The sequence below is a fragment of the Haloterrigena sp. KLK7 genome (assembly GCF_037914945.1).
GTDB classification, from domain to species: domain Archaea; phylum Halobacteriota; class Halobacteria; order Halobacteriales; family Natrialbaceae; genus Haloterrigena; species Haloterrigena salinisoli.
In genome coordinates this window covers 1,012,599-1,038,461 of record NZ_CP149787.1, presented here as the reverse complement: position 1 = coordinate 1,038,461, position 25,863 = coordinate 1,012,599, and the positions used below count along the sequence as shown (strand labels likewise).

16 protein-coding genes, 2 tRNA genes, 3 rRNA genes and 1 pseudogene are annotated in these 25,863 nt (G+C 62.2%); 12 read left to right on the top strand and 10 right to left on the bottom strand.

The window, feature by feature from the left end; genetic code table 11:
- The first annotated feature begins 142 nt into the window (after positions 1-142).
- The 6 genes from WD430_RS05080 to rrf all read left to right on the top strand — a co-directional run bounded on the left by WD430_RS05080 (position 143) and on the right by rrf (position 6,873).
- Positions 143-751, top strand: coding sequence for an FxsA family protein (locus WD430_RS05080; RefSeq protein ID WP_339104942.1), 609 nt, complete (start codon positions 143-145; stop codon positions 749-751).
- Between the two features lie 69 nt (positions 752-820).
- A tRNA-Ile gene (locus WD430_RS05075) sits at positions 821-894 on the top strand.
- A gap of 897 nt (positions 895-1,791) precedes the next feature.
- Positions 1,792-3,266 (top strand): 16S ribosomal RNA (locus tag WD430_RS05070).
- A 151-nt stretch (positions 3,267-3,417) separates the two neighbouring features.
- A tRNA-Ala gene (locus WD430_RS05065) sits at positions 3,418-3,489 on the top strand.
- 219 nt (positions 3,490-3,708) lie between these two features.
- Positions 3,709-6,628 (top strand): 23S ribosomal RNA (locus WD430_RS05060).
- Positions 6,629-6,751: 123 nt separating this feature from the next.
- Positions 6,752-6,873: ribosomal RNA gene (gene rrf, locus WD430_RS05055) — 5S ribosomal RNA — on the top strand.
- Together the 16S, 23S and 5S rRNA genes with 1 tRNA gene alongside form the textbook arrangement of a ribosomal RNA operon.
- Positions 6,874-7,754: 881 nt before the next feature.
- On the opposite strand, the gene WD430_RS05050 is transcribed toward rrf, so the two are convergent.
- From WD430_RS05050 to WD430_RS05030, 5 genes are all read right to left on the bottom strand, one after another.
- Positions 7,755-8,267, bottom strand: coding sequence for a hypothetical protein (locus WD430_RS05050; protein ID WP_339104941.1), 513 nt, complete (start codon positions 8,265-8,267; stop codon positions 7,755-7,757).
- Positions 8,268-9,956, bottom strand: a complete 1,689-nt coding sequence (locus tag WD430_RS05045) for a sodium/proline symporter (RefSeq protein ID WP_339104940.1) — start codon at positions 9,954-9,956, stop codon at positions 8,268-8,270. It abuts the gene before it with no gap.
- A complete protein-coding gene (locus WD430_RS05040) occupies positions 9,946-10,092 on the bottom strand; it encodes a hypothetical protein (protein ID WP_339104939.1) in 147 nt (48 codons plus the stop codon). The genes WD430_RS05045 and WD430_RS05040 overlap by 11 nt, the downstream gene beginning before the upstream one ends.
- A 151-nt stretch (positions 10,093-10,243) precedes the next feature.
- Positions 10,244-11,083, bottom strand: coding sequence for a proline dehydrogenase family protein (locus tag WD430_RS05035; protein WP_339104938.1), 840 nt, complete (start codon positions 11,081-11,083; stop codon positions 10,244-10,246).
- Between the two features lie 88 nt (positions 11,084-11,171).
- Complete coding sequence (locus WD430_RS05030; protein ID WP_339104937.1) at positions 11,172-11,903, bottom strand: helix-turn-helix domain-containing protein; 732 nt, start codon at positions 11,901-11,903, stop codon at positions 11,172-11,174.
- Between the two features lie 234 nt (positions 11,904-12,137).
- On the opposite strand from WD430_RS05030, the gene WD430_RS05025 reads away from it, so the two are divergent.
- Both WD430_RS05025 and WD430_RS05020 read left to right on the top strand, forming a co-directional pair.
- On the top strand, positions 12,138-13,673 hold the full coding sequence (locus WD430_RS05025; RefSeq protein WP_339104936.1) for an aldehyde dehydrogenase family protein: 1,536 nt from the start codon (positions 12,138-12,140) through the stop codon (positions 13,671-13,673).
- Positions 13,674-14,216: 543 nt separating this feature from the next.
- Positions 14,217-14,993 (top strand): IclR family transcriptional regulator, encoded by a 777-nt coding sequence (locus WD430_RS05020; protein ID WP_339104935.1) that lies wholly within the window; start codon positions 14,217-14,219, stop codon positions 14,991-14,993.
- Between the two features lie 171 nt (positions 14,994-15,164).
- Here the strand turns inward: WD430_RS05020 and WD430_RS05015 are convergent, their stop codons facing one another.
- From WD430_RS05015 to WD430_RS05005, 3 genes are all read right to left on the bottom strand, one after another.
- Complete coding sequence (locus WD430_RS05015; protein WP_339104934.1) at positions 15,165-15,617, bottom strand: DUF3006 domain-containing protein; 453 nt, start codon at positions 15,615-15,617, stop codon at positions 15,165-15,167.
- A 233-nt stretch (positions 15,618-15,850) separates the two neighbouring features.
- Positions 15,851-16,615, bottom strand: coding sequence for an IclR family transcriptional regulator (locus WD430_RS05010; protein ID WP_339104933.1), 765 nt, complete (start codon positions 16,613-16,615; stop codon positions 15,851-15,853).
- A gap of 234 nt (positions 16,616-16,849) precedes the next feature.
- Positions 16,850-18,013, bottom strand: a complete 1,164-nt coding sequence (locus WD430_RS05005) for an acyl-CoA dehydrogenase family protein (protein ID WP_339104932.1) — start codon at positions 18,011-18,013, stop codon at positions 16,850-16,852.
- A 222-nt stretch (positions 18,014-18,235) separates the two neighbouring features.
- Here WD430_RS05005 and WD430_RS05000 point away from each other — a divergent pair, with 222 nt between their 5' ends.
- Complete coding sequence (locus WD430_RS05000) at positions 18,236-19,375, top strand: acyl-CoA dehydrogenase family protein (protein ID WP_339104931.1); 1,140 nt, start codon at positions 18,236-18,238, stop codon at positions 19,373-19,375.
- 208 nt (positions 19,376-19,583) lie between these two features.
- Here the strand turns inward: WD430_RS05000 and WD430_RS04995 are convergent, their stop codons facing one another.
- Positions 19,584-20,720, bottom strand: coding sequence for a thiolase family protein (locus tag WD430_RS04995; protein ID WP_339104930.1), 1,137 nt, complete (start codon positions 20,718-20,720; stop codon positions 19,584-19,586).
- Positions 20,721-20,967: 247 nt separating this feature from the next.
- Here WD430_RS04995 and WD430_RS04990 point away from each other — a divergent pair, with 247 nt between their 5' ends.
- The 3 genes and pseudogenes from WD430_RS04990 (at position 20,968) to WD430_RS04980 (ending at position 24,693) form a co-directional block, all read left to right on the top strand.
- Entirely contained in the window at positions 20,968-21,855 is an 888-nt protein-coding gene (locus WD430_RS04990) for a 3-hydroxyacyl-CoA dehydrogenase family protein (protein ID WP_339104929.1), read from the top strand.
- A gap of 266 nt (positions 21,856-22,121) precedes the next feature.
- Positions 22,122-22,205 (top strand): annotated as a pseudogene (locus WD430_RS04985) (3-hydroxybutyryl-CoA dehydratase); the annotation flags it as partial.
- A gap of 733 nt (positions 22,206-22,938) precedes the next feature.
- On the top strand, positions 22,939-24,693 hold the full coding sequence (locus WD430_RS04980; protein ID WP_339104928.1) for a polysaccharide biosynthesis C-terminal domain-containing protein: 1,755 nt from the start codon (positions 22,939-22,941) through the stop codon (positions 24,691-24,693).
- Between the two features lie 68 nt (positions 24,694-24,761).
- On the opposite strand, the gene WD430_RS04975 is transcribed toward WD430_RS04980, so the two are convergent.
- The gene (locus WD430_RS04975) at positions 24,762-25,859 is read right to left on the bottom strand and encodes a GNAT family N-acetyltransferase (protein ID WP_339104927.1); all 1,098 of its coding nucleotides are present in this window, start codon (positions 25,857-25,859) and stop codon (positions 24,762-24,764) included.
- Between the last annotated feature and the right edge of the window lie 4 nt (positions 25,860-25,863).

Sequence of the window (25,863 nt, the reverse complement as noted above, 5' to 3'; positions counted from 1 at the left end):
CTGCGGAACCGCCGATGAAACCGGCGTGATCGCGGGATCAACCGGATCGACCTGCTGGCGAGCGGAGCCGCTCCGGAGTGGTCGTTTCACGGATGTGTAGTGAGAGTAAAGCGTTTTCACCCTCCGCCGGCTATGTCGAGGCATGCTCCGGTGGATTGCCGCGTTGTTGCTCATCCCGTTCCTCGATGCGGTGTTGCTCGGGTTCCTCGTCACCCAGTTCGGCGCGCTCACCTGGGTCGGGATGGTGCTGCTCGTCGTCCTGACCGGACTCGTCGGCATGTTGCTCGTCCGTGCCGAGGGTCGCCGAACTATCGGGAAGATGCAGCGAACGATGGCCGAGGGGAAGCCACCGACGAACGAACTGCTCGACGGTGCCCTCCTGATCGCGGCCGGGGCCTTCCTGCTGACTCCCGGCCTCGTCACGGACGCCATCGGCTTCCTGTTGGCCGTCCCGCTGACCCGAATTCCGATTCGGGCCGCGCTCAAACGCTACGTGATCGTCCCCTACGCGGACAAGAAGACCGGCGGCTTCGCCAGTGGAAACGTCTGGACGTTCGGCTTCCCCGACGACGGATCGACTCGAGACGGGCGTAGCAGCGGCGGTTCGACCGACGGCGGGACGTACGATCTCGGTGCTGACGACTACACGGTCGACGACACGGGCGACGGGGACTCGTATACGATCGACTTCGGCGACGAACGGACGTCCGATTCCGGCGACGATCTGGACGACGACCCCTCCGCCCGGTAGCGGTTCGCACGGGGCCCGAAGAAAGAAACGCTTAAACGTTCCACCCCGCAACTATTGAGTGCGAAGCGCGGGCCAATAGCTCAATTAGGTTGAGCGCCACTCTGATAAGGTGGAGGCTCTCGGTTCAAATCCGAGTTGGCCCACTACTTTTCCGACGAACAAATCCGTGAGTCGGAGATACGTGCAGCCACGAGGAGTTGAGCCTTGGAAGTCGCACGCCCGGGACCGAACGAAGTGAGCGACCCGGAACGTCTTCGGTTGTTTCTAATTCGAATCGCCTCACTACGGTTCGACGAGTAAATTCGCGAGTTGCGGGTATAGACTCACTCGAATCGGAACTCCGGAAATCGCGTACTCGGAAACGGACAGAGTGAGTACTCCAGAGCGTCTTCCTCGGTCCGGCACCTCAGCTGGGTCTCTGCGAGTCACAGCCCGAAGCGACCGACGCGAAAGGGGTCGGCGATCTCGTCACCTCGAGATCGTCCAAATCCGTAGCGATCCGTCTCTCTCGACGAACAGACTCGTCTACTGAGCACCACCGTACCACGAGGGTCGGAATCACGGGTAACGCATGTTCACGCTCGGAGGGAGTCGCCCTCTACTCGAGACAGCGAGCCACCGGTCTCGTGTTCGAACGGGCTCCCCCGGTTCACTCGAGCGATCAGGATAACTCATCGCGTACGCGTTTTCAGTGAGCGGCGATCCGAAGATGACTCGTCTCCTGTTCCGGTCTCGAGTAGCCGAACTGATCACACGGATCGGAATAGTATATTCGTATTGATTGTTGCATGGTACTACCTATCTTTGAAGGTTCGATTCAGAGGCCTTAAATAGTACCCAGCGGTTACAAAGTAATACGCAGAAGATGAGGACCCTTCCCCTGCGGTCCGCCGTACAGAAGGGGTCTGATGTTAGCCTTGGTAGTTCGGTGACGCCCGATCGGTCGACGATCCGTGGTCACCGAACGTGGACCCATGTGTGAGTGTGTATCTTAACATTCACCGCCAACAAACCCTCCCCAACTGGGGAGATCATATAGCATTCCGGTTGATCCTGCCGGAGGTCATTGCTATTGGAGTCCGATTTAGCCATGCTAGTTGCACGAGTTTAGACTCGTAGCAGATAGCTCAGTAACACGTGGCCAAACTACCCTATGGATCCGAATAACCTCGGGAAACTGAGGCTAATTCGGAATACGATTCCCACGCTGGAACTGCGGGGAATCCGAAACGTTACGGCGCCATAGGATGTGGCTGCGGCCGATTAGGTAGACGGTGGGGTAACGGCCCACCGTGCCGATAATCGGTACGGGTTGTGAGAGCAAGAGCCCGGAGACGGTATCTGAGACAAGATACCGGGCCCTACGGGGCGCAGCAGGCGCGAAACCTTTACACTGCACGCGAGTGCGATAAGGGGACTCCAAGTGCGAGGGCATATCGTCCTCGCTTTTCGCGACCGTAAGGTGGTCGCAGAATAAGTGCTGGGCAAGACCGGTGCCAGCCGCCGCGGTAATACCGGCAGCACGAGTGATGACCGCTATTATTGGGCCTAAAGCGTCCGTAGCTGGCCGTGCAAGTCCATCGGGAAATCCGCGCGCTTAACGCGCGGGCGTCCGGTGGAAACTGCATGGCTTGGGACCGGAAGACCAGAGGGGTACGTCCGGGGTAGGAGTGAAATCCCGTAATCCTGGACGGACCACCGGTGGCGAAAGCGCCTCTGGAAGACGGATCCGACGGTGAGGGACGAAAGCTCGGGTCACGAACCGGATTAGATACCCGGGTAGTCCGAGCTGTAAACGATGTCTGCTAGGTGTGGCACAGGCTACGAGCCTGTGCTGTGCCGTAGGGAAGCCGTGAAGCAGACCGCCTGGGAAGTACGTCCGCAAGGATGAAACTTAAAGGAATTGGCGGGGGAGCACTACAACCGGAGGAGCCTGCGGTTTAATTGGACTCAACGCCGGACATCTCACCAGCATCGACAACGTGCCGTGAAGGTCAGTGTGATGAGCTTACTGGAGCCGTTGAGAGGAGGTGCATGGCCGCCGTCAGCTCGTACCGTGAGGCGTCCTGTTAAGTCAGGCAACGAGCGAGACCCGCACTCCTAATTGCCAGCAACACCCTTGTGGTGGTTGGGTACATTAGGAGGACTGCCAGTGCCAAACTGGAGGAAGGAACGGGCAACGGTAGGTCAGTATGCCCCGAATGTGCTGGGCGACACGCGGGCTACAATGGCCAAGACAGTGGGATGCAACCCCGAAAGGGGGCGCTAATCTCCGAAACTTGGTCGTAGTTCGGATTGAGGGCTGAAACTCGCCCTCATGAAGCTGGATTCGGTAGTAATCGCGCCTCAGAAGGGCGCGGTGAATACGTCCCTGCTCCTTGCACACACCGCCCGTCAAAGCACCCGAGTGGGGTCCGGATGAGGCCAGCGCAACGCTGGTCGAATCTGGGCTCCGCAAGGGGGCTTAAGTCGTAACAAGGTAGCCGTAGGGGAATCTGCGGCTGGATCACCTCCACAGACCGGGACCGGGGCGCTGCCCCGGCCCACAAGTCGTGGCGCTCTGCGCCACGCAGTTCACGTTCGATCGACCCACGTTAGGCCGATCGGGCACCTTTGAACTACCAAGGCTAACACTTTCGCGCTCTGTCCGCCCTCCGGGCGGACGTGGGCCCATAGCTCAGTGGTAGAGTGCCTCCTTTGCAAGGAGGATGCCCAGGGTTCGAATCCCTGTGGGTCCATACTCGGAGCGGATCGAATCGTGTCCCTTAAGTGGGAGACGGACTTTCGATCTAATCCGAACGAACCGATGCACCAGCCCGTGTAAACGTGGCTGGGAAGGGTTAATGCATGCCGCGTCTACGGTGTGCAGATGAGACCGTGTGTACGTGTAGTCCAGGCGTCCACTGGACCCGTTCCCGGGTCACTATCCGTTACACTTCCGTGTAACGTCGATCCGATGAACGTGGCTACTGTGCCAGCTGGTGGATCGCTCGGCTTGAGAGCTGAAGAAGGACGTGCCAAGCTGCGATAAGCCTGAGGGAGCCGCACGGAGGCGAAGAACTCAGGATCTCCGAATGGGAATCCCCACCGCAATTGCTTCGCGCAATGGGGAACGTCGAGAATTGAAACATCTTAGTATCGACAGGAAAAGAAAGCAAACGCGATGTCGTTAGTATTGGCGAAAGAACGCGACACAGTCCAAACCGAAGCCTTCACGGGCAATGTGGTGTTCGGACTGACGATCACTCTCCGAACCGCGACACGAAGTCTCCTGGAATGGAGCACGAAACAGGGTGACAGTCCCGTACTGTCGATTAGTAAGAGACGAGTCAGCTCCAGAGTATCGGGGGTTGGATATCCCTCGTGAAGATCGCGGGCATCGACCGCGAAGACTAAACACTCCTCAAGACCGATAGCGAACAAGTAGCGTGAGCGAACGCTGAAAAGCACCCCACGAAGGGAGGTGCAATAGGGCGTGAAATCAGTTGGCGATGGAGCGACTGGGCACAAAAGGTCCCGAACCCAATGAATCAGGTGCAAACCTGTAGTAAGCCGTTCGGGAAGCCGGTGTCCAGTCGTACGTTTTGAAAAACGAACCAGGGAGTGTGCCTGTTTGACGAGTCTAACTCGATCATCGAGGAAGGCGTAGGGAAACCGACATGGCCGCAGTCTTACGACGAGGGCCGCCGTGTTCAAGCGCGGGGAGTCAAACGGGCACGACCCGAAACCGGATGATCTAGGCATGGGCAGGGTGAAGCGTGGCGAAAGCCACGTGGAGGCCCGATAGCGTTGGTGTCCTACAATACCCTCGCGTGACCTATGTCTAGGGGTGAAAGGCCCATCGAATCCGGAAACAGCTGGTTCCAACCGAAACATGTCGAAGCATGACCTCTGCCGAGGTAGTTTGTGGGGTAGAGCGACGGATTGGGGGACCGCACTCCGAGAGGAGTGCGCCCCCCTGTCCAACTCCGAACCTACAAACGCCGCTCGACGCAGGGAGTCCGGTGCACGGGGTAAGCCTGTGTACCGTGAGGGAGACAACCCAGAGCTGGGTTAAGGTCCCCAAGTGTAGACTAAGTGCGATCGAAGGTGGTCGCAAGCCCTAGACAGCCGGGAGGTGAGCTTAGAAGCAGCTACCCTCTAAGAAAAGCGTAACAGCTTACCGGCCGAGGTTTGCGGCGCCCAAAATGATCGGGGCTCAAGTCTACCACCGAGACCTAGCAGCACCTGTCACAAGGTGATCTCGTAGGTTGGCGTTCTGTTCGGGTGGAAGCACGGTCGAGAGATCGTGTGGACCGTTCAGTAACGAAAATCCTGGTCATAGTAGCAGCGTTAGTCGGGTTAGAACCCCGACGGCCGAACGAATAAGGGTTCCTCAGCAATGCTGATCAGCTGAGGGTTAGCCGGTCCTAAGTCTGCCCGTAAGTCGAAGCAGACAACAGGGAAATAGGTTAATATTCCTATGCCAGTGTGCACTCAAAGCCGACGCTTTGGGGCCGCCTCTCCCGGGTTTTCGCCCGGGCGAACAGTCGAAACTCGTGGAAGCCGTAATGGCACGAAGCGAGCGAATGGCTGGATAGCGCAAGAGAGGTCAACCTAGAGCCCGTGAAAAGGCGAGCACACTGTCCGTACCGAGATCCGACACAGGTATTCGTGGCGGCGAAAGCCAAGGTCTGTCGGGAGCAACCGACGTTAGGGAATTCGGCAAGTTAGTCCCGTACGTTCGCAATAAGGGATGCCTGCCTCGCAACGAGGCAGGTCGCAGTGACTCGGGCGCTCCAACTGTCTAGTAACAACATAGGTGACCGCAAATCCGTAAGGACTCGTACGGTCACTGAATCCTGCCCAGTGCAGGTATCTGAACACCCCGTACAAGGGGACGAAGGACCTGTTAACGGCGGGGGTAACTATGACCCTCTTAAGGTAGCGTAGTACCTTGCCGCTTCAGTAGCGGCTTGCATGAATGGATCAATGAGAGCGCCACTGTCCCAACGTTGGGCCCGGTGAACTGTACGTTCCAGTGCGGAGTCTGGAGACCCCCAAGGGGAAGCGAAGACCCTATAGAGCTTTACTGCAGGCTGTCACTGAGACGTGGTCGCCATTGTGCAGCATAGGTAGGAGGCGTTACACAGGTACCCGCGCTAGCGGGCCACCGAGCCAGCATTGAAATACTACCCGATGGTGACTGCGACTCTCACTCCTGGCGGAGGACACTGGTAGCCGGGCAGTTTGACTGGGGCGGTACGCGCTTGAAAAGATATCGAGCGCGCCCCAAGATTTCCTCACCCGCGTCGGAGACGCGGGAAAGAGCGCAAGAGCATAAGGAAGTCTGACAGTGTCCGGCACAACGACGGACGCTGACGCGAAAGCGTGGTCTAGCGAACCAATGCGGCTGCTTGATGCGGCCCATTGCTGACAGAAAAGCTACCTTAGGGATAACAGAGTCGTCACCCGCAAGAGCACATATCGACCGGGTGGCTTGCTACCTCGATGTCGGTTCCCTCCATCCTGCCTGTGCAGAAGCAGGCAAGGGTGAGGTTGTTCGCCTATTAAAGGAGGTCGTGAGCTGGGTTTAGACCGTCGTGAGACAGGTCGGCTGCTATCTATTGGGGGTGTTACGGTATCTGACAAGAACGTTCGTATAGTACGAGAGGAACTACGAATGGGTGCCACTCGTGTACCGGCTGTCCGAGAGGGCACGTGCCGGGCAGCGACGCACCACGGGGTAAGAGCTGAACGCATCTAAGCTCGAAACCCACTTGGAAAAGAGATACCACCGAGGCCACTCGTAGAAGACGAGTTCGATAGACTCGGGATGTACGCACCAAGGCAACGAGGTGTTGAGTCCGCGAGCACTAACCGGCCAAGCCACACACTCATATCGCATCTGGATCAACACTGACCCGGAAACGGGTCCAGGCGCTAACTGGACTACACGTACTATACACGGTTTTGCCACCGATACTGGTATTGCGACGGTTCGATTCCGTCGATCGGCGTTGAGGCGGCCACAGCGGTGGGGTGCCACCCGTACCCATCCCGAACACGGACGTTAAGCCCACCTGCGTTTCGGCGAGTACTGGAGTGCGCGAGCCTCTGGGAGACCCGATTCGCCGCCATCCACTCATACTCCCATCATTATGCCCCACACAGCCACTGCTGTGTGGGGCGTTTCGTATTTATAGAGGCAGTCCTCGAGAATCGACAGTAGTCCGGCGGCGGTTCGATCCCGCCGGTCGGCGTTACGGCTCGTACAGCAGAGCCGTCCACGAGTGTCTTGAATACGAGAGCGATCCCGCGGCCGTTTGGGGAGTGCTCAGGAGACGATCGCTACGAACGTAATAGTCTAGCCATGATACCCACCACGGAGAGACCGATTCTATACACCCCTCGCTTTCAAAAACTACTCGCCAATCCGAGGGTTAGCGTTGATCGATGATCGAAGTGGGGTCGTGGTCAGGTTCGACTCGAGTGAATTTTCAAACCAATCGCCGGTCAACGGAGCCACTACACGAAGCAGTAATCGGATCGCTGAGCCGTTGTCTTGACTGTGCGGCGCTGTTCACGAGTGCAGCGAGCCGCTTCGGTTGCCGATCCCGGTGAGCGGGTACGACACGGGCGTTCTTTCAGGAGTGGAACGGAACACAGAGCAGCGCTTGTGCTTCTCGAGAGGGAATACAACCGAACGGTACCCGTCCCGGTACAGTCAGTCTCGAAATCGACTGGTGTGGAAACTGCCGCGCTACCAAATACATGGGTAGTCCGATACAACGACGAATATACTGTTCCCTAAACCACTATAGCAGTACGGACGGTCGAAGTAGATCCTCGCGACGTTCTCGGGCGCACACGGCCGTAAATCGTAGCCCGTGATACGAGCAGTAGCTTCGCGCCGCTGCTGCATCGACCGGCTCGCGATGTGACTGCGAGGCTCGAGACGAACGAGGACGAGAGAATCGACGTCCCGAACGGTGGTTCGGGAGCGTCGCGGACGCGAGGAGTCTCAGTCGGCGAGCGGCGACTCGGTCCCGCGGACGCTATCGACGATGACGTCGCCGTCGGGTCGGGACGCGATCCAGAACAGCTTGTGAGCGTCGACCGACTGCTCGAACGCGATGTCCGGCGCGGAGCCGACGGCGACCTTCCGAAGCGTCCACGTGAACACGGCGTCTTCGGCTTTCTCGCGAACCTGTTCGTCGGAGAGTTCGGACGGAACGACGAGCACGTCGTCGACCGTCGTCGCGACGGTCTCCGGAAACACGTCGGCCCGGACGGCGAGTCGACGGGAACGATCGACGCTGACGACGTATTCGACGTCGCGGTCCGCAATCAGCGGTCGTTCGATCGTCGCAACGGCGTCGTAAATGCGATAGGGGTATGCGACAGCGCCGACACGACCGCTCGAGTCGACGTCCTCGCGCGTCACCGTCGGTTCGATGACGGTGAGGTCCGCGCAGTCACGCGGCTCGCCCGTGATGGGCGCGGGCTCGACCGACTGCCGACGCGTGTCGCTCATCTACTCGTCACCCTCGTCCCAGTACTCGCTGGCCGTAACGTGTGCGCGGATGTTATCGGTTTCCGTGACGGCCTTCGGACCGACGTCGCGACCGCCGTCGGTCACGTAGTCGGGGGTTCCCGTCGGATCGTCACTGCTCGAGAGGGCAGAGAGCGGCTTGTTGAAGGACTTGAAGTGGTCGTCGACGCCCTCCGGGGGCGTCGTCAGAAGCGAGACGACGATGAGCGTCGCCGTCGAGAGGATGAACGCGGGGAAGAGTCCGTAGACCCCGACCAGTCCCGTGAGGAACGCCGAGCCCTCGACGGCTCCCATGAGTCCGAACAGGTCGAGGACGTTCGACAGCTGCGTCCAGAGGATCATCGTCGAGGTTCCGACGATCATGCTCGCGACGGATCCGGTCGCGGTGACCCGTTTCCACCACACGGCCGCGATGAGCGTCGGACCGATGGCCGCGCCGAGGCCGCCCCAGGCGTAGTCGAGGACGAGCGTGTAGATCGGCGTGTTCTGCGCGAGGAAGGCGAACGCGACGCTCGCTGCTCCGAGCCCGAGCGTGACGTACTGGGAGTAACGGACGAGCGTCTCCTGACTCGCGTTCGGGTTGACGTAGCCGTGGTAGACGTCCTCGACGATCGCGCTCGTCGCGACGAGCAGCTGGGAGTCCGCGCTAGACATCATCGCGGCGAGTGCGGCCGCCAGGATGATCCCCGCGATCGCACCGGGGAAGAACTCGAGCGTGAGCAGCGGCATGACGTTGTTCGGGTCGTTGATGCCGCCCTGACCGAAGACGACCAGCGCGTACAGTCCGACGAAGCCGGCGCCGATGTAGGCGACGAACATGAACAGCTGGGCGACCAGCGCCGCCAGCCGAATGTTCTCGACCTCGTCGATTCCCATGAACCGGACCATCACGTGCGGGTTCCCGGGGATACCGAGCCCGATCGCGGCGTAGCTGATGATACCGAAGATCGCGGCCCAGCCGGTCATGCCGGCCGTGACGCTCGTGTACGAACTCCCGGCGGACGCGAGTTCGCCGAACGGGAGCCCGTAGTTGGTAAAGGCGATGATCGGCAGGACGATGAACGCGGCCAGGATGATCGCGCCCTGCACGTAGTCGGACCACGCAACGGCGAAGTAGCCGCCGAGCATGGTGTAGCCGACGACGATGACGCCGCCCACGAGGATCCCGACCAGCGACGAGACACCGGTGAGGACCTCCAGCAGCGTCCCGGCGGCGACGATCTGTGCACCCACGTATCCGCCTTCGAAGATCATCAACACGAACGCGGAGACGCCCTTGACGTAGCCGGTATCGTCCTGGAGACGCGTCTCGAAGAAGGTCGGCAGCGTGACCGCCTTCACGATTTCCGTGTACTTCCGGAGGCGTTTCGCGATTCCGGCCCACGCGAACAGGTCGGCGGGAATCATCCCGAGCCCGTTGTAGAAGGCCATCACACCGGTACCGAACGCGTCGCTCGGGACACCGAGCGTGAGCCAGCCGCTCATCTCGGAGGCGCGTTCGGAGAAGCCCGTGACGACCGGGCCGACGCTCCGTCCGCCGATGACGTAGTCGTCGACGGAGTCCATGAGTCGCGAGGAGTACAGGCCGATCCCGAGGAGGACGAGCAGATACACGGCGAACGTTCCGAGCACCCAGATTCCGGCCGAGCCGGCTAGTCCGTCACTGGCCATGCTCTGCCTCCTCGTAGCGCTTTCGGAGTTGTTCTTCGCGCTTTCCCTCCCAGACGTAGTAGACGCCGAGCATCACCAGATACACGGCGAACGGTCCGAATAACCACAGCAATTCGACTGAACCACTCTCAAGCATACTGCCGTGTGCTTACTACCCACAGATAAACATACCGAATTTACCTCCTTGATAGCGGATTATCTCGGAACGGAAAGAATTCCAGGGGGATTACATTCCAGTAGTCAATCGCTGTGTCATCGCGTCGCGTTTCGAACTGTTCCCGGCTCCGTCACACACCGACGACGGCGCGGAGGGCGAACAGCGCGTTCTCCTTCCGTTCGCGGACGCGACGGTAGAAGTACTGCATCCACTTGTCGCCGTAGGGAACGTACTGATTGACCTCGTAGCCCTTCTCGGCGAGTTCGCGCTGGGCGTCCTCGCGAACGCCCATGAGCATCTGGATCTCGAACGGCGTTCCGTACTCCTTGTGGAGGTCGACTGCGGTCTTGAGCATCTTCGTGTCGTGGCTTCCGACCGCGATACCCTGATCGAATTCCCGGAACAGGAACTCGAGGTGGTCCTCGTAGGCCTCGTCGACGGCCGCTTTCGAATCGAGAGCGACCGACGACGGTTCGTCGTACGCGCCCTTGACCAGACGGACCGCTGCGGGAACGTCGGCGAGTCGTTCGAGGTCGTCGCGCGTCCGCGTGAGGTTGGCCTGAATCGCGACGCCGACGCCGTTCGGGTGGTCGCGGGCCGTCGCTTCGACGGCGTCGAGTGTCGTGTCGGTCGTCGTGTGGTCTTCCATGTCACACCAGACGAACACGTCTTCGGCCGCCGCGGCCTCGACGATTCGTTCGAAGTTCTCCGTGAAGACGTCCGGACCGACGTCGATCCCGATCTGGGAGGGTTTGACCGAGATGGTCCCGTTCAGATTGCGGTCGGCCAGACCCGCGGCGAGACGGCAGTATTCGTCGGCGTCCTCGGCCGCAGGTTCGGGCTCGTGATAGTGTTCGCCGAGCAGGTTCAGGATGCCGCCCATGCCTGCTTCGTTACACTCCGAAACGTGATCCAGTGCACCGGATGCGGACGTGCCGGCGACGAACCGGCTTGCGATCGGGGGAATCATACCCAATCGCTGGAACGGAAGCCCCCTAAATCGATACCCGACCAAAAGATTCGGGCTGAAGGAGTGAGAATAAATCCTCGAGAACGGATCAGGCGTCGTCGGGATTGAGCAATTTCGCTTCCGCCTTCCGAAGGTGCTCGAGTAGCGTGGTCTTCGAGATGTCGAGTTCGTCCGCGAGTTCGCGCGTACTGATCTCGCGGGGCCAGGCGTAGTAGTTTCGCTCGCAGGCGAGTTCGAACGCTTCGCGCTGGCGCGGCGTGAGACGATCGGTCCGGTCGGCGGTCTCCGACGGGCCGCCGTCGGGCGTGGCGACTCGGCTGATCGAGATCTCCGCATCGGTCTCGGTGCGGATGGCCTCGAGTCGGGCCCGGATCTCGTCGCGGTCGCCGGCGACGAAGACGGGCCAGTGTTCGACGCCGCCTTCGACGCGCACCGACGCGTCGTGGATGAAGCCGTGGGAGACGAGCGCGTCGCTGATGCTGTGTTCGGGCTCGTACTCGACGAACAGTTCGCGGGTCGCGTTCCCCGGGTTCGGTGCCGTGCCGGTCGGTCGCTGTCCGAGTTCGACCGTCGAGTGCGTCAGCGGTGACTCGTCTGCGAACGCGACGAACTCGTCGAGTTGGTCCGTCGTGTCGGCGTAGACGGTGAAGTGACCCTTGACCGCATCCTCGACGGTTCGATGGACGGTGTGGACGAGCAGGCCGGCGTCGACCGCCTCGGTCGCCTGCAAGCCCCAGCAATCCGGATGCCAGATCTCGAGCGTGAGTCGTGTGCCGTCCGCGGTCCCTGTCGTAGTCGTCGTCGGACTGGTGCTGCTCATGCGTCGGCTCTACTCGATACTCCCGTGTGCGCACCATAAACATACTGAATGTCGCTAACGCCCGTCCGCTCGTCAGCGTTCGTGTCTCGTTCCACGGCGCTCGTATCGGTTCCGTCCGTACCGCGACTCGAAATCGCGCCGCGCGATGGTCCGCTCCTCGGTCACCGATGGACGCGGGAGCGCCCGACCATGGGAGGCCGTGGTTATTCCGCGGTGATCCGTCATCCATACCGTATGAGTCAGCAGACGACAGCCCAGCCTGACCGGCACTACATCAACGGTGAGTGGACCGATGGGAACGGCGACGAGACCTTCGAAAGCGAGAACCCGGCGACCGGCGAAACGCTGCGGACCTTCCACCGCGGGACCGAGGCCGACGTCGACGAGGCCCTCGAGGCCGCGGAAGAAGCACAGGAGGAGTGGCGCGACCTGTCGTACATCGACCGCGCGGAGTACCTCTGGGACATCTACCACGAGCTGCGCGAGCGGACGGACGAACTCGGGGAGATCGTCACCAAGGAGTGCGGCAAGGAGATCTCCGAGGGCAAGGCCGACGTCGTCGAGGCCGCCCATATGGTCGAGTGGGCCGCCGGCAACGCCCGTCACCCCCACGGTGACGTGGTGCCGAGCGAGATCGGGAGCAAGGACGCCTACATGCGTCGCAAACCCCGCGGCGTCGTCGGCTGTATCACGCCGTGGAACTTCCCCGTCGCGATCCCCTTCTGGCACATGGCCGTCTCGCTGGTCGAAGGGAACACGGTCGTCTGGAAGCCCGCCGAGCAGACGCCGTGGTGCGGCCAGATCATCGCCGAGATGTTCGAGGAGAGCGGCATCCCGGACGGCGTGTTCAACATGGTGCAGGGCTTCGGCGACGCCGGGGCCTCGATCGTCGACGATCCGCGCGTCGACACCGTCCTCTTCACCGGCTCGGCCGAGGTCGGCCAGGAGGTCGCTCGGTCCGTCGCCGAACAGCCCGGGAAGCTCGCGGCCTGCGAGATGGGCGGCAAGAACGCGGTCGTCATCAGCGACGAGGCCGACCTCGACACGGCCGTCCACTCGGCCGTGATGAGTTCGTTCAAGACCACCGGCCAGCGCTGCGTCTCGAGCGAACGGCTGATCGTCCACGAGGACGTCTACGATGAGTTCAAAGAGCGATTCGTCGAGATCGCCGAGAACCTCGCCGTCGGCGATCCGCTGGCTGAGGACACCTTCATGGGCCCGCTCGTCGAGGGCGAGCACAAGGAGAAGGTCCTCGAGTACAACGAACTCGCCCGAAACGAGGACGTGAACGTCCTCGTCGACCGCGACGAACTGGACGACGAGGAGATTCCGGACGACCACGAGGACGGCCACTGGATCGGACCGTTCGTCTACGAGGCCGACCCGGACGCGGACCTCCGCTGCACGCAGGAGGAGGTCTTCGGTCCTCACGTCGCGCTCATGAAGTACTCGGGTGACATCGAGGACGGCGTCGAGATCCACAACGATACCGAGTACGGGCTCGCGGGAGCGATCATCTCCGAGAACTACCGCGAGATCAACTACTACCGCGATAACGCCGAAGTCGGGCTCGCGTACGGCAACCTGCCGTGCATCGGTGCGGAAGTGCACCTGCCGTTCGGCGGCGTCAACAAGTCCGGGAACGGTTACCCGAGCGGTCGCGAAGTGATCGAAGCCGTCACCGAACGCACCGCCTGGACACTGAACAACTCGAAGGACATCGAGATGGCCCAGGGGCTGTCCGCTGACATCACGACCGACGATGACTGAGACGAGCTGTCCGCTCTGCGGTCGACCGGCCGCCGTCTCGTCGGAGTGGTGTCGGCACTGCGGTTGGATGCGACGCTGCGGCGCCGACTAGCGCCGATCGGCCCGGTTGCTGTTCTCCACTGAGTTCACTCGATCAGGTCCTGTCCGCGCGAATCGAATCTCGCGCGAACCGAACGCGGCGACACGCGGGTGCACTACCTTTTCGGCGATGGTGTTCCGAATGCGTGAACGACCGATATCGATACTGACCAGTAACGCACGATGGTTTCCCGAACTCGGTCGGAACGGACACCGCCCGTTTCCGACCGTTCACGCTTTCCGAACATATCTCCGTCAGAGCGACTCGCCGAATGACCGTCGATGACGGGAACGTATCGTCGGTACCTGCTCCAGACTGCAATTCTAACTCATATATGAAATAAAGCTCTTTTCAGAAACTATCTTTAGAAATAATGTAGCGGCTTGAGATTGTAATCATTCATCCCGACAAACCCGTTCACACATTCCGAACGCTTATGTCGAGGGACGACCACGGATTGAACAATGTCGGATACCGGTCCACGCTCGGTCAAGACGACGAAAACGTCGCTCGAGCTCGTGCGCGCGATCCGCGACAGCGACGGTGCCACGTTGAGCGACCTGGCCGGCCAACTCGAGCTGGCGAAGAGTACCGTTCACAACCACCTCCACACGCTGGTCGAGGAGGGGTTTCTCGTTCGGGAGGGCGACACCTACCACGTCGGGCTCCAGTTTCTCCCGTTCGGTAAGCACGCGCGCGACCGAAATCCGCGGTACGTGACGGCCCGGCGGCGGGTCTACGCCCTCGCGGAGAAGACGGGCAACGAGGCCGACTTCATCGTCGAGGAAAACGGACGCGCGTACTCCCTCGAGTACGCCATCGGCGAGTCGAGCCGCCGGGGACTGTCGGAGTCGGGCCCCTTCCGTGCGGGTAATCGGTTTTACATGCACAACTGCGCCTCGGGCAAGGCCATGCTGGCGTCGATGCCCGAATCGCGCGTTCGGGAGATCATCGAGCGCTGGGGACTTCCGGCCACGACCGATCGAACCGTCACCGACGAGACGGCGCTGTTCGACGAACTCGAGGCGATCCGGTCTCGCGGGTACGCGATCAACAACGAAGAACTGATCGAGGGGTATCGATCCATCGGCGCGGCGGTGACGAGTCCGGACGGCGAGGTCGTCGGCGCGTTCTCGATCGGCGGCCCGACGTACCGCATGGCCGTCGACGAATCGACGAGCGAGGAGATCGGCCACCTGCTGAGAGACGAGATCGAGGCGCTCGAAGCGGAACTATTCTAACAGAATATTACACCCGTATGTGTGTAATCATGAGGTGACTCTCGGGCGAGTTCGCCCCTCGTTCGATCGGGCCGATACCGGGAAACGCCCGATAGAGCGATGGCTACAGATGGTTCTGGCCCACTGCCGGAGTCGCCTCCGGACGGCTACCCACCGCTTCGACGACCGTGGCTACGCGGGCTCGTCGTCGCTGGCCAGCGAGTCGAATCGTTCCTGTGGCGTCGGGTCCGTGGCGCTCCGGCCGGGTCGTCTCGGGAGTCGCTGTGCCACGAGGAGGTCGTCGTCCTTGATAACTACTCGCAGGATATCGTCGGCATCGACCGACTCGAGCGTCGATCGCGGAGCCACGTGCTGATCGACGAGTTCGCCGTCCTCCTCGAGCAAGAGGACGACGTATCGTCCGTCGACGATCCGGTCGACGGTCGCGATGTACTGGTTCACGTCGGCCGGCTCGCAGCCGGCCGTAGCCGACCTCGAGCGGGCATCGCCTGCGTCTGCGGGCGGTGTCGGTTCGTCGGCGTCGCTGTCGGCGCTGGCCGTCGCCGCCGTGGCGACCGATGCCAGACCCAGCGAGCCGATCGTTCGGAGTACCGTTCGTCGCGTCGATTGCTGTCGCGTCGACATACCCCCGTTGGCCGCGTGATCACTGATAAACGTGCGGCCGCAGTGAGCGTTCTCGCTACGCCAGTCATCTGTTCCGTATGGTGAAACAATATGCAGACGAAATCGAAGGACGGGAAATCGAACGGGTGGCTGTCTCTCGTTTCGAGTCGAACCGGCTACTGGATCGATCACTCGAGCGTGGGAACGCACGAGTCGGACGTCCGTTCGACGCCGTCGGATCGATCGCGACCGGTTCAGCCGTAGGCGAGCGTCACGCGGATCTCGTCGGCCCTGTCTCGGAGTCGGGCCGGAAGTTCCTCGTGGACGGTCGCGTCTTTGAATCGACTCGTCGGTCCGAACACGCTAAGCGCGCCGAGCAGGTCGTCGTCGGGCGTGTAGACGGGGACGGCGACGCCCCGGAGGCCGTCCATGTGTTCCTGATCGTTCACGGCGTAGCCGCGCTCTCGGATCCGCTCGAGTTCGGCGCGGAGCTCACCGGGGTCGGTGATGGTGTTGTCCGTGATCGCCTCGAGACCCTTCTCGTCGACGAACCGGGCGACCGCGTCGTCGTCCCACTCCGCGAGGATCGCCTTCCCCGACGCTAGCGAGTGCAGCGGCCGCCGTTCGCCGATCAACGTGTTCGAGCGGCTGCCGTATCGGTGAATGTAGACGGCCTCGCCGCGCTCTTCGACGGTGAAGACCGCTCGCTCGCCGGTCTCCTGACCGAGTTCGAACACCGCCCGTTTCGCGGCCGCGTAGCCCGCCTCTCGGTTGCGTGCCCGCTCGCTGATCTCGAGCAGTCGGAAGCCGATGGAGTGCTCGCCGTCGCGTTCGACGACGTATCCCATGTCGGTCAGCGTCGCGAGATGGCGGTAGACGGTGCTCTTGCTCAGTCCCGTTTGGCGGGTGAGTTCCGTGATCGTGAGCCCGTCCGTTTCCGCGAGCGCCTCGAGGATCGCGAACGTCTTTCGCGTAGTCGAGACGCCCGCGTCGGTTTCGTCTCCCTCGTCCGTCTCCATACGTGTACATCCGTCACTAACCAGTTCAATGTTCCGGAGAGTGAAACGCAGTTGCAGAGCTGCGGAACGCTTGTCGTTGCCGTCGCGAGATGACCCGACTATTTTCGCTTTCCGGGAACAATATCCCGTATTACGAAATACGTATTCCGGAAGTCGGGACAAGAGTGACGAATCGCTTCCTGCAGGTAACGCAGTTCTCGTACCGGACCGTCTCGAGACGGTCGCCTCGAGTCGTTACTGGTAGGCCGGGATACCCGTGAACTCCTCGCCGAGGACGAGCGTGTGGATGTCGTGGGTGCCCTCGTACGTGTAGACCGTCTCCATGTTGGCCATGTGGCGCATCGGCGAGTAGTCGGTCGTGATGCCGTTACCGCCGAGCATCTCGCGGGCGATTCTGGCCTGGTCGCGAGCCGTTCGGACGTTGTTGCGCTTGGCCATCGAGACGTGTTGGGGCCGCATCTCGCCGCGCTCCTTGAGTTCCGCCAGGCGGTAGGCGAGCAACTGGGCCAGCGTGATCTGGGTTCCCATCTCCGCGAGCTTGCGCTGCTGGAGCTGGAAGCGTCCGATCGGGCCGCCGAACTGGTCGCGGTCCTGTGCGTACTGGCGGGCCTCCTCGAAGCAGTCGCGGGCGGCGCCGACGGCGCCCCAGGCGATGCCGTAGCGGGCCTGCGTGAGACAGGACAGCGGCCCCTTCATGCCGGAGACGCCGGGTAGGACGTTCTCCTCGGGGACGGAGACGTCGTTGAGGCCGATCTCGCCCGTGATCGAGGCCCGCAGGGAGAGCTTCTCGGTGATCTTGTTCGTCGAGACGCCGTCGCGGTCCGTCTCGACGAGGAAGCCTCTGACGGGGGTGTCGGGATCCGACTGGTCGCGCGCCCAGACGACCGCGACGTCCGCGATCGGCGAGTTGGTGATCCAGGTCTTCGAGCCGTTGAGGACGTAGCCGTCGCCGTCCTCCTCTGCACGGGTCTCCATCGCCGACGGGTTCGAGCCGTGTTCGGGTTCCGTGAGCCCGAAACAGCCGACGGCCTCGCCCTCGCCGAGTTTCGGCAGCCACTCCTCCTTCTGGGCCTCGCTCCCGTAGGCGTGGATCGGATACATGACGAGTGCACCCTGGACCGACGCCATCGACCGCAGCCCCGAGTCGCAGGCCTCGAGTTCCTGCATGAGGAGTCCGTAGGCCGTTTCGGAGACGTTCGGCGAACCGTATCCCTCGAGGTTGGGGGCGTAGAAGCCGAGGTCGCCCATCTTCGGGATGACCTCTTTCGGGAACGTCCCGTTCTCGAAGTGCTCGCCGATGGCGGGCCTGACGTGTTCCGCGACGAACTCCCGGGCCGTATCGCGGATCATGCGCTCTTCCTGGTCCAAATCCGCCTCGAGATCGACGAAATCCAGCATACGTGATACTCTACCAATGTCCGGATAGGTATTACGGTACGTTCTGTCAGACGAATACGTTTTGAGGGGCGTGGCGGAGTGGGTCCGATGGGCAACAAGCGTTCTGCTCGCGGCTCGCCGTTTCGCCGAGCATCCTTAACAAGGTTAGCGATTGGGCGAGGACACTTTACATCTGTTGAATATACCGAAGCTATTTTGGTTCCCGCAGTCGATCGATACGGTATGGCATTTACGCTGTCCGACGAACACGAGGCCATTCGCGAGGCCGTTCGCGAGTTCGGGGAAAACGAGATGGCACCGGTCGCGGAGGAGCACGACCGGGAGCACGAGTATCCCGAGGAGCTTCGCGAGAAGGCCGCTGAATACGACTTCGTCGCGCCGAACATTCCGATCGAGTACGGCGGTGCGGGGATGGACAAGCTCTCGACGACGATCGTCACCGAGGAGCTCTGGCGCGCGGATCCGGGGATCGGCTCGGCCGTCGGCAGCGCCGGTTTCGGCTCGGACATGATCATCGAGTTCGGCGACGAGTGGATGAAAGAGGAGTGGCTCCCGAAGATCGCTAACGGGGAGACCGCCTCCTGTTCCATGATCTCCGAGCCCGCCCACGGCTCGAACGTCGCCGGCATCGAGACGGTCGCGGAGGAAGACGGCGACGAGTACGTCCTGAACGGCAACAAGATGTGGATCACCAACGGGACCGTCGCCGACGTCGGCGTCCTGATGGCCAAGACCAGTCCCGACGAGGGCCACCGCGGTATCACCGCGTTCCTCGTCGAGATGGACCGCGACGGCATCAAGACCGAGAAGATCACCAACAAGCTGGGCATCCGCGCCTCCGACCTCGCGGAGGTCGTCATCGACGACGTCCGCGTCCCCGAGGAGAACGTCATCGGCGAGGTCGACAAGGGCTTCTACCAACTGATGGAGTTCTTCGCCTCCGGTCGCACCAGCGTCGCCGCGCAGGCCGTCGGCGCCGCGCAAGGGGCCCTCGACGCCGCCGTCGAGTACGCCAACGAGCGCGAGCAGTTCGACCAGAAGATCAAGGAGTTCCAGGCCATCCAGCACAAGATCGCCGAGATGGCCACCAAGGTCGAGGCCGCCCGCTCGCTGACCTACCGCGCCGCCAGCCAGGTCGAACGGAACAACCAGGACGTCGCCGCGCAGTACTCGAGCATGGCGAAGCTGTTCGCGAGCGAGATCTCCGTCGAGGTCGCCGACGAGGGCGTGCAGGTCCACGGCGGCTCGGGCTACGTCACGGACTACCCCGCCGAACGGTACTACCGCGACGCCCGCATCACGAAGATCTACGAGGGCACCAGCGAGATCCAGAAGAACATCATCGCCGACCAGATCTTCTGATTCGGTCGGTTCACCGCCTTTGTTCCGCGGTTCCCTCGTCGGACGGCGTCGTAGCCGTCAGTGTCGTTCCCTCGTTCTCGCCAGCACGAGCCGCGGCGCTCGAGGCCGACCGTTTACCGCCGATCGTCGGCCGTCGCGTCCTGACGCGTCCACCGTTTGTCTCGGCCGACGCGCAGCGTCGGCCTCGCACAATCCCAGCCGAACCGTCTCAGTCGACGGTAAATTCGATCGCCGCTCCCTGTCCGTAGCCGACACACATCGTCGAGAGCCCGAGACCGCCGCCGCGGCGCCGGAGTTCGTGGATCAGCGTAACGGGGAGGCGGGCGCCCGACGCACCCAGCGGGTGACCGATAGCGATGGCACCGCCGTTGACGTTGAACGTCTCGTCGTCGAAGCCGAGTTCGTCGCGGCAGTAGATCGTCTGACTGGCGAAGGCCTCGTTGAGTTCGACGAGGTCGTAGTCCTCGGCCGAGCGGCCGTTGCGCTCCCAGATGCCCCGCACCGCGGGGACCGGGCCGATGCCCATGATCGTCGGGTCGACGCCCGCGACGTTGTGGTCCTCGATTTCGGCCGCGATCTCGAGGTCGTTCTCCTCGGCGAACGCGCGGCTGGTGACGAGAACGCCCGCGGCACCGTCGGAGACCTGCGAGGCGTTGGCGGCGGTGACGGTGCCGTCTTCCTCGAACGCCGGCGGGAGGTCGGCGATCTTCTCTGTCGTGGTGCCGGGACGAAGGCCCTCGTCTTCGGTGACGGTGCCGTCCTCGGTTTCGATGGGGACGATCTCGTCGTCGAATTTCCCCGCCTCGGTGGCCTCGACGGCCCGTTGCTGGCTGCGGGCGCCGTATGCGTCCTGTTCCTCGCGGGAGATGTCGTACTCGCGGGCGACCTTTTCGGCGGTCTGGCCCATCGCGAGGCCGGCGGCGTCGTACTGCTCGGCGATGCCGTCGTAGGAGTCGATCCCCTTCCGGCGCTCGTTGCGAGACATGTTCTCGACGCCGCCGGCGACGATCACGTCGCGCTGGCCCGCGCGGATCGCGTCGCTGGCGCTCATGATCGCCTCCGCGGAGGAGGCACAGAGGCGGTCGATGGTCGTGCCGGGAACGCCCTCGCCGAGCTCCGAGAGGAGGGCGATGACGCGGGCGATGTTGTTGCTCTGCTCGTTGACCTGCTTGGCACACCCCCAGCGGACGTCGTCGACGTCGTCGCCGGAGAGGCCGGTTCGCTCGAGCATTTCGTCGACGAGCGGCACCGAGAGCTCCTCGCTGCCGGTTTCGGCGAAGACGCCACCGTGTTTCCCCTGCGGGGTCCTGACTGCCGCAATGATGACTGGCTGTCGGTCGCTCATTGGTACCGATTGACTCGGGCTCCGAACCCAAAGTAGCTCCGTTCTCCGCTACGTGATCGACGATTCATCCATTACGTCCAGTGGTGGATGTTCGGCCGGTGTCATGGGCAGTAGAGAGGAATACGTCGCGCCACGTGGACTGTTTCGACTGCCGTGCAGTTGATTTCGGACCGGTACCGTACGCGTGCGGTTCGAGCGGGTTGTTCGAACGGGAACGCTTTTGATAGTTTCCGCTGTGGCTTCGCACATGCACGTCGCAGTCCTCGGAGCCGGGAGCATGGGTCACGGAATCGCACAGGTCTCCGCGATGGCGGGCCACGACGTCGTGCTGCGGGACATCGAGGAGGACTTCGTCGAGGACGGCCTCGAGGGGATCCGCGAGAACTTGCAGGGGGGCGTCGACCGGGACAAAATCACGGACGACGAGATGGAGGAGACCCTCGAGCGCATCGAGGGGACGACCGACCTCGAGGCGGCCGTCGAAGACGCCGACCTGGTCGTCGAGGCGGTCCCGGAGGACATGGACCTGAAGAAGGACGTCTTCGCGGACGTCGAGGACGCCGCGAGCGAGGACACCGTCATCGCCTCGAACACCTCCTCGCTGTCGGTCACGGAGATGGCCAGCGCGCTCGAGCGTCCCGAGCGCGCAGTGGGGCTGCACTTCTTCAATCCGCCCCACATCATGGACCTCGTCGAGATCGTGATCGCCGAACAGACCGACGAGCGCACCGAGGCGTTCGCCGTCGACTACGTGCAGGGTATCGAGAAAGCGGACGTCGTCGTCCGCGACACGGCCGGCTTCGCCACCTCCCGACTCGGCGTCGCGCTGGGACTCGAGGCGATCCGGATGGTCGAACAGGGCGTCGCCGAGCCGGCCGACATCGACGAGGGGATGGAACTCGGCTACGGCCACCCGATAGGACCGATCGAACTGACCGACCACGTCGGGCTGGACGTCCGCCTGCACATCGCCGAACACCTCCGCGAGGAGCTCGGCGAGCGATTCAAGCCGCCACAGTCCCTGCGCCGGAAGGTCCGCGCGGGCAAGCTCGGGAAGAAGACCGGCGAGGGCTACTACGTCTGGGAGGACGGCGAGCGCGTCGGCACGAGCGGCGACTGGGGTACGGACGAATGATCGGACTCGCCGCGCTCGACGCTACTCTCGAAGCGGTCTTCGTCCCGGTTGGCGGACACCCCGAGCGGTGACGACAGTCGCCATCGAACGCACGAACGCCCCGAGGCGTCGACTGGCGGGTCCGCACCGAACTAGCGGGACCGTCGCGGACGCGATTCGCGTGCACGTCTTCACCGGCGGGTGGACTCGCGCGCGTTCGTTACCGCTGCGGACGTGATCGAGTATGACGGAACGTTCGCGGACGGTGTTCGAGTCCGAGCCGAACCGTTCGGCCGTTTGCGATCGAAGACGACAACGAGGGAATCGAGGCGTTCCTCGAGAGCCGCGAGCCGGAGTTCACCGGCGAGTAGTGAGACGGCATAATATTCTGGATTAGTTATAAGACATCGTTCTATTCTATTCTATTATGTTTTTAACGCTGTTCCACCGATCTCGATCGAGAACATCATATCTCCGCCGTTTAGGGTGCTTGAATACCGATATTAGACCAATAATTAAACTATCTAACTCCTTCTGATTGCTGGCCAAATTCGACGGTAAAACCGCCTTATTTGGCCATATATCGACGTTTCACTCGTTTTTAGACGTTTCGACGTGTGAAAGCCGCACTGAAAATATCTAGACGACATATATGAATGTTTTATGGTGTTTTCGGAGGATAACTGCGAGAGCGACGCCGGCCGCTCGCGGGACGGTGTTCGCGACGCGACTCTCGCGGTCCGCCTCCCCGACCGGGGTGGCTATCGTCGGATTCGGGAAAATCGGTGCTTCCGGCCACTTATTCGCTGTATAATAATCCCAGAACGGTTACTACGAGCGATCAATGGATCTGACCGGTCGGTCGTCACTCTCTCCGTTCGAGCGGTCGAACGTACGGACGCGTTCTCCAGCGCACGCGAACGAGTTCGTCGCCGTTTCCATCGACTGCGCGCGTCCGATCATCGCCAGTCGCTTTCGTTGCACCGTCGACGCGTCCGACCCGCGAGTCGGAGTCGTCAAGTTCACCCCGATGCTCGGTACGTCGGCCGAACTGATAACGCGTAGCGCGAATGACACCCTATCGCGACGGTTGCATCACGAGACATGAAACGAAGCATCATGAGCGGTTTTCTCTCGATCGTCAGCATCAAGTTTCTCCTCATCGGTCTCGATTTCTTCTCGGCACCGCTGTTGACTCGGTTTCTGGGGTCGTCGGGATACGGTGACTACGCGGGTCTGATGGCGATCTTTTCGGTCTACATGATCTTCGTCAGTTCGGGCGTCGGCGACGGCGTGCGAAAGTACGTCGCGGAGGAACGCGACAGTCCCCACTGGGACGAACACGTCGTCGGATTCTACCTTCGGATGGCGATCCTGCTCGCGGCGATCGGCTGTTTCGGACTCGCGCTCGCGGCCCAGACCGGGATCATCACGTCCCGGTTCGGGACGTCGTATCGGACGTACTTCTATCTCCTCTCGCTGCTCGTGTTCACCTCCCAGTTCCGCGAGTACACGCGGCGGACGCTCATGGGATTCGGTCTCGAGCGCTACTCCGAGCCGTTGCTCTTCCTCGATAAAATTCTGTTTATCACCGTCGGCGTCGGCCTCGCGTTCCTCGGACACGGCGTCCCGGGTGTGCTGATCGGCCACATGACTGGCGCGGTAACGACCTCGATCATCGGGCTCGTACTGATAAACCGCACAGTGTCGCTGCGAACCGCGCTCGCCCGGATTCCGCCTACAGACTTTCCGCGCCGCGAACTGTTCACCTTCAACGCGCTCAGCATCGTCTTGATCCTCTGTTTGACGTCGTTGTACAAAATCGACGTCATAATGCTCAGGATGTTTACGACGGCACAGGAGACCGGTTACTACAACATTTCCCTCACGATCGCGGAGTTCCTCTGGATCGTCCCGCTGGCGTTACAGAACGTGCTCTTACACTCGACCTCGAACATCTGGTCGAATCGCGACCACGAGCGGATCAACTCGCTTGCCTCTCGTGTCACACGATACACACTGTTGTTTACCTTACTACTCATGGTCGGCATCGGCACGCTCGCCCCGGTTGCGCTACCGATCATATTTCGTGACGAATACATCGCGAGCTACGGTCCGATCCTGCTGTTGCTTCCCGGCTGCGTCGGGTTCGCGCTGGCGCGACCGATTCTCGCGATCGGGCAGGGAAAAGGCGATCTTCACGTGCTGATCGCCTCGACCGGTGCAGCGGCGGTCGGCAACATCGCGCTCAACGCGCTGTTGATCCCCCGGTACGGAATGTACGGTGCGGCGACCGCAACGAGCCTCAGCTACGGGTCTATGTTCGTGTTTCACGTCTGGAGCGCCAAAAGAATCGGATTCGACCCGATCACCGGTGCGCGGATTCCGCGGGTCATTTTCGCGGGCGGGATCGCTTCGATTCCGATCGGTCTGCTGGCACGATTTCTCGGGGATTCGATCCTCTCACTGGCCGTCGTCCCCCCTGTGGGGGCGGCGCTCTTCCTCGTGGCCGCGGTCGCCGTCGGTGCGCTCGACCTCGACGAGGTTATCACCCCCCTCGAGGCCGCACCGGACCCGATCGGTTCGTTCGGCTCCACCCTCCGTGCTACGTTCGACGGTGTCGACGATGACCGCGAAGCGGACGTCAACGAGGACCCGGACGACGACGCGTCGACCGTCGGAGAGAGACAGCAACCGGAAGACCGAAACGCGGCGGCAGAAAGCAACGCGGTCTCGAGCTCGGACGTTCGCGAGCGACTGGAAACGATCGAAACCAGGATCGAACGGCAGAGCGATCGCCTCGAGAGCCAACAGGAGACGATCGAGCAGTTGACCGACGAACTCCGACGAGGACGGTGACGGGTTCGTTCTCGGCCTAACGCCCGGTGATCGAGCGTCCGAACGCGGTCACCGAAAACGAGGTTTCCTCACCCGCTGTCGACCTCGCAGAACGCGAGTCGCCAGTTCGCGCCGTCCGCGAGCCGGGTTCCGGACCGCGTCCAGTCAAGCGGCGGTGTCCCGGCCGGTCTGACGACGTGCGTCGACGACGAGGTGCCCCACTTCAGGGGCGCTCGCTGGTCGCTGTGAAAGCCCCGCGACCGCAACACCGCCCGGGGGACCACCGACCCGGGAGCGGCGATGACGTCCGCATCGCCGGTTTCTCGAAGCACCGCGTCGAGAAGTGCAGCCAGTGTCGCCTGCCGGGACGGGGACGAACTCGTCCCCGCTGCGAGCGGGAGGACGTCGAGGATTCGGACGACCGTCGGACCGGTCGTTCGATCCCGTCGACCGTAGACGACCGCTGCGACGGGCGCTCCGTCCCGCGTCGCGACGATCGTGCGGTACGTCCAGAGCGGATTCGCGAACCGCCACTCGTAGAACGTTTCGTCGCGAACGACGTGAAATTCCGGGATCGTCTCGGACGAAGCCAGCGTCGCGAGCAGCGAGGCCGGCACGCGATCGTACCGCGAGAGTTCGACCGCATCGGTCGGATCGGCGAATCGATCCCGGAGCGAGACGTACCCGCTCGCCAGCGATCGAACGATCGGCTCGACCGGTTCGAGTCGGGGGAGCCACGCGGTCGGATTCTGGATTCGGTAGTACGTCTCTCGCTCGCTCGCGACCCGCCAGCCGAGTTTGAGATTCCCCGGGAGCGAGCGGTGGTTCGGGAAGTTGAAGAACAGATCCACGTCGTCGTATCTGTCGATCGCCCGCTCGGTCAGCCGCGTGAAGAGTCCCCGACGCTGGTGCTCGGGACGGACCATCGAATCGCACGGCTGGAAGGCGCTGAACTCGTCGTCGCCCGCCGCGAGGCGGAGCGGGAAGAACGCCCGCGCGCCGACGAGTTCGTCGTCTCGCTGTGCAACTAGAATGGGAACGTGGTCGACGTACGGATTCCGTTCGTACTTCCACGTGAACCAGTCGTCGCCCATTCGCCCGCCCAGTACGTCGGCGAACAGGTCGAGAAACGCGTCCCTATCGGCCGGTTCGTACTGTCGGATCTCGTACGGGTCCGAATCGGTCATCGAT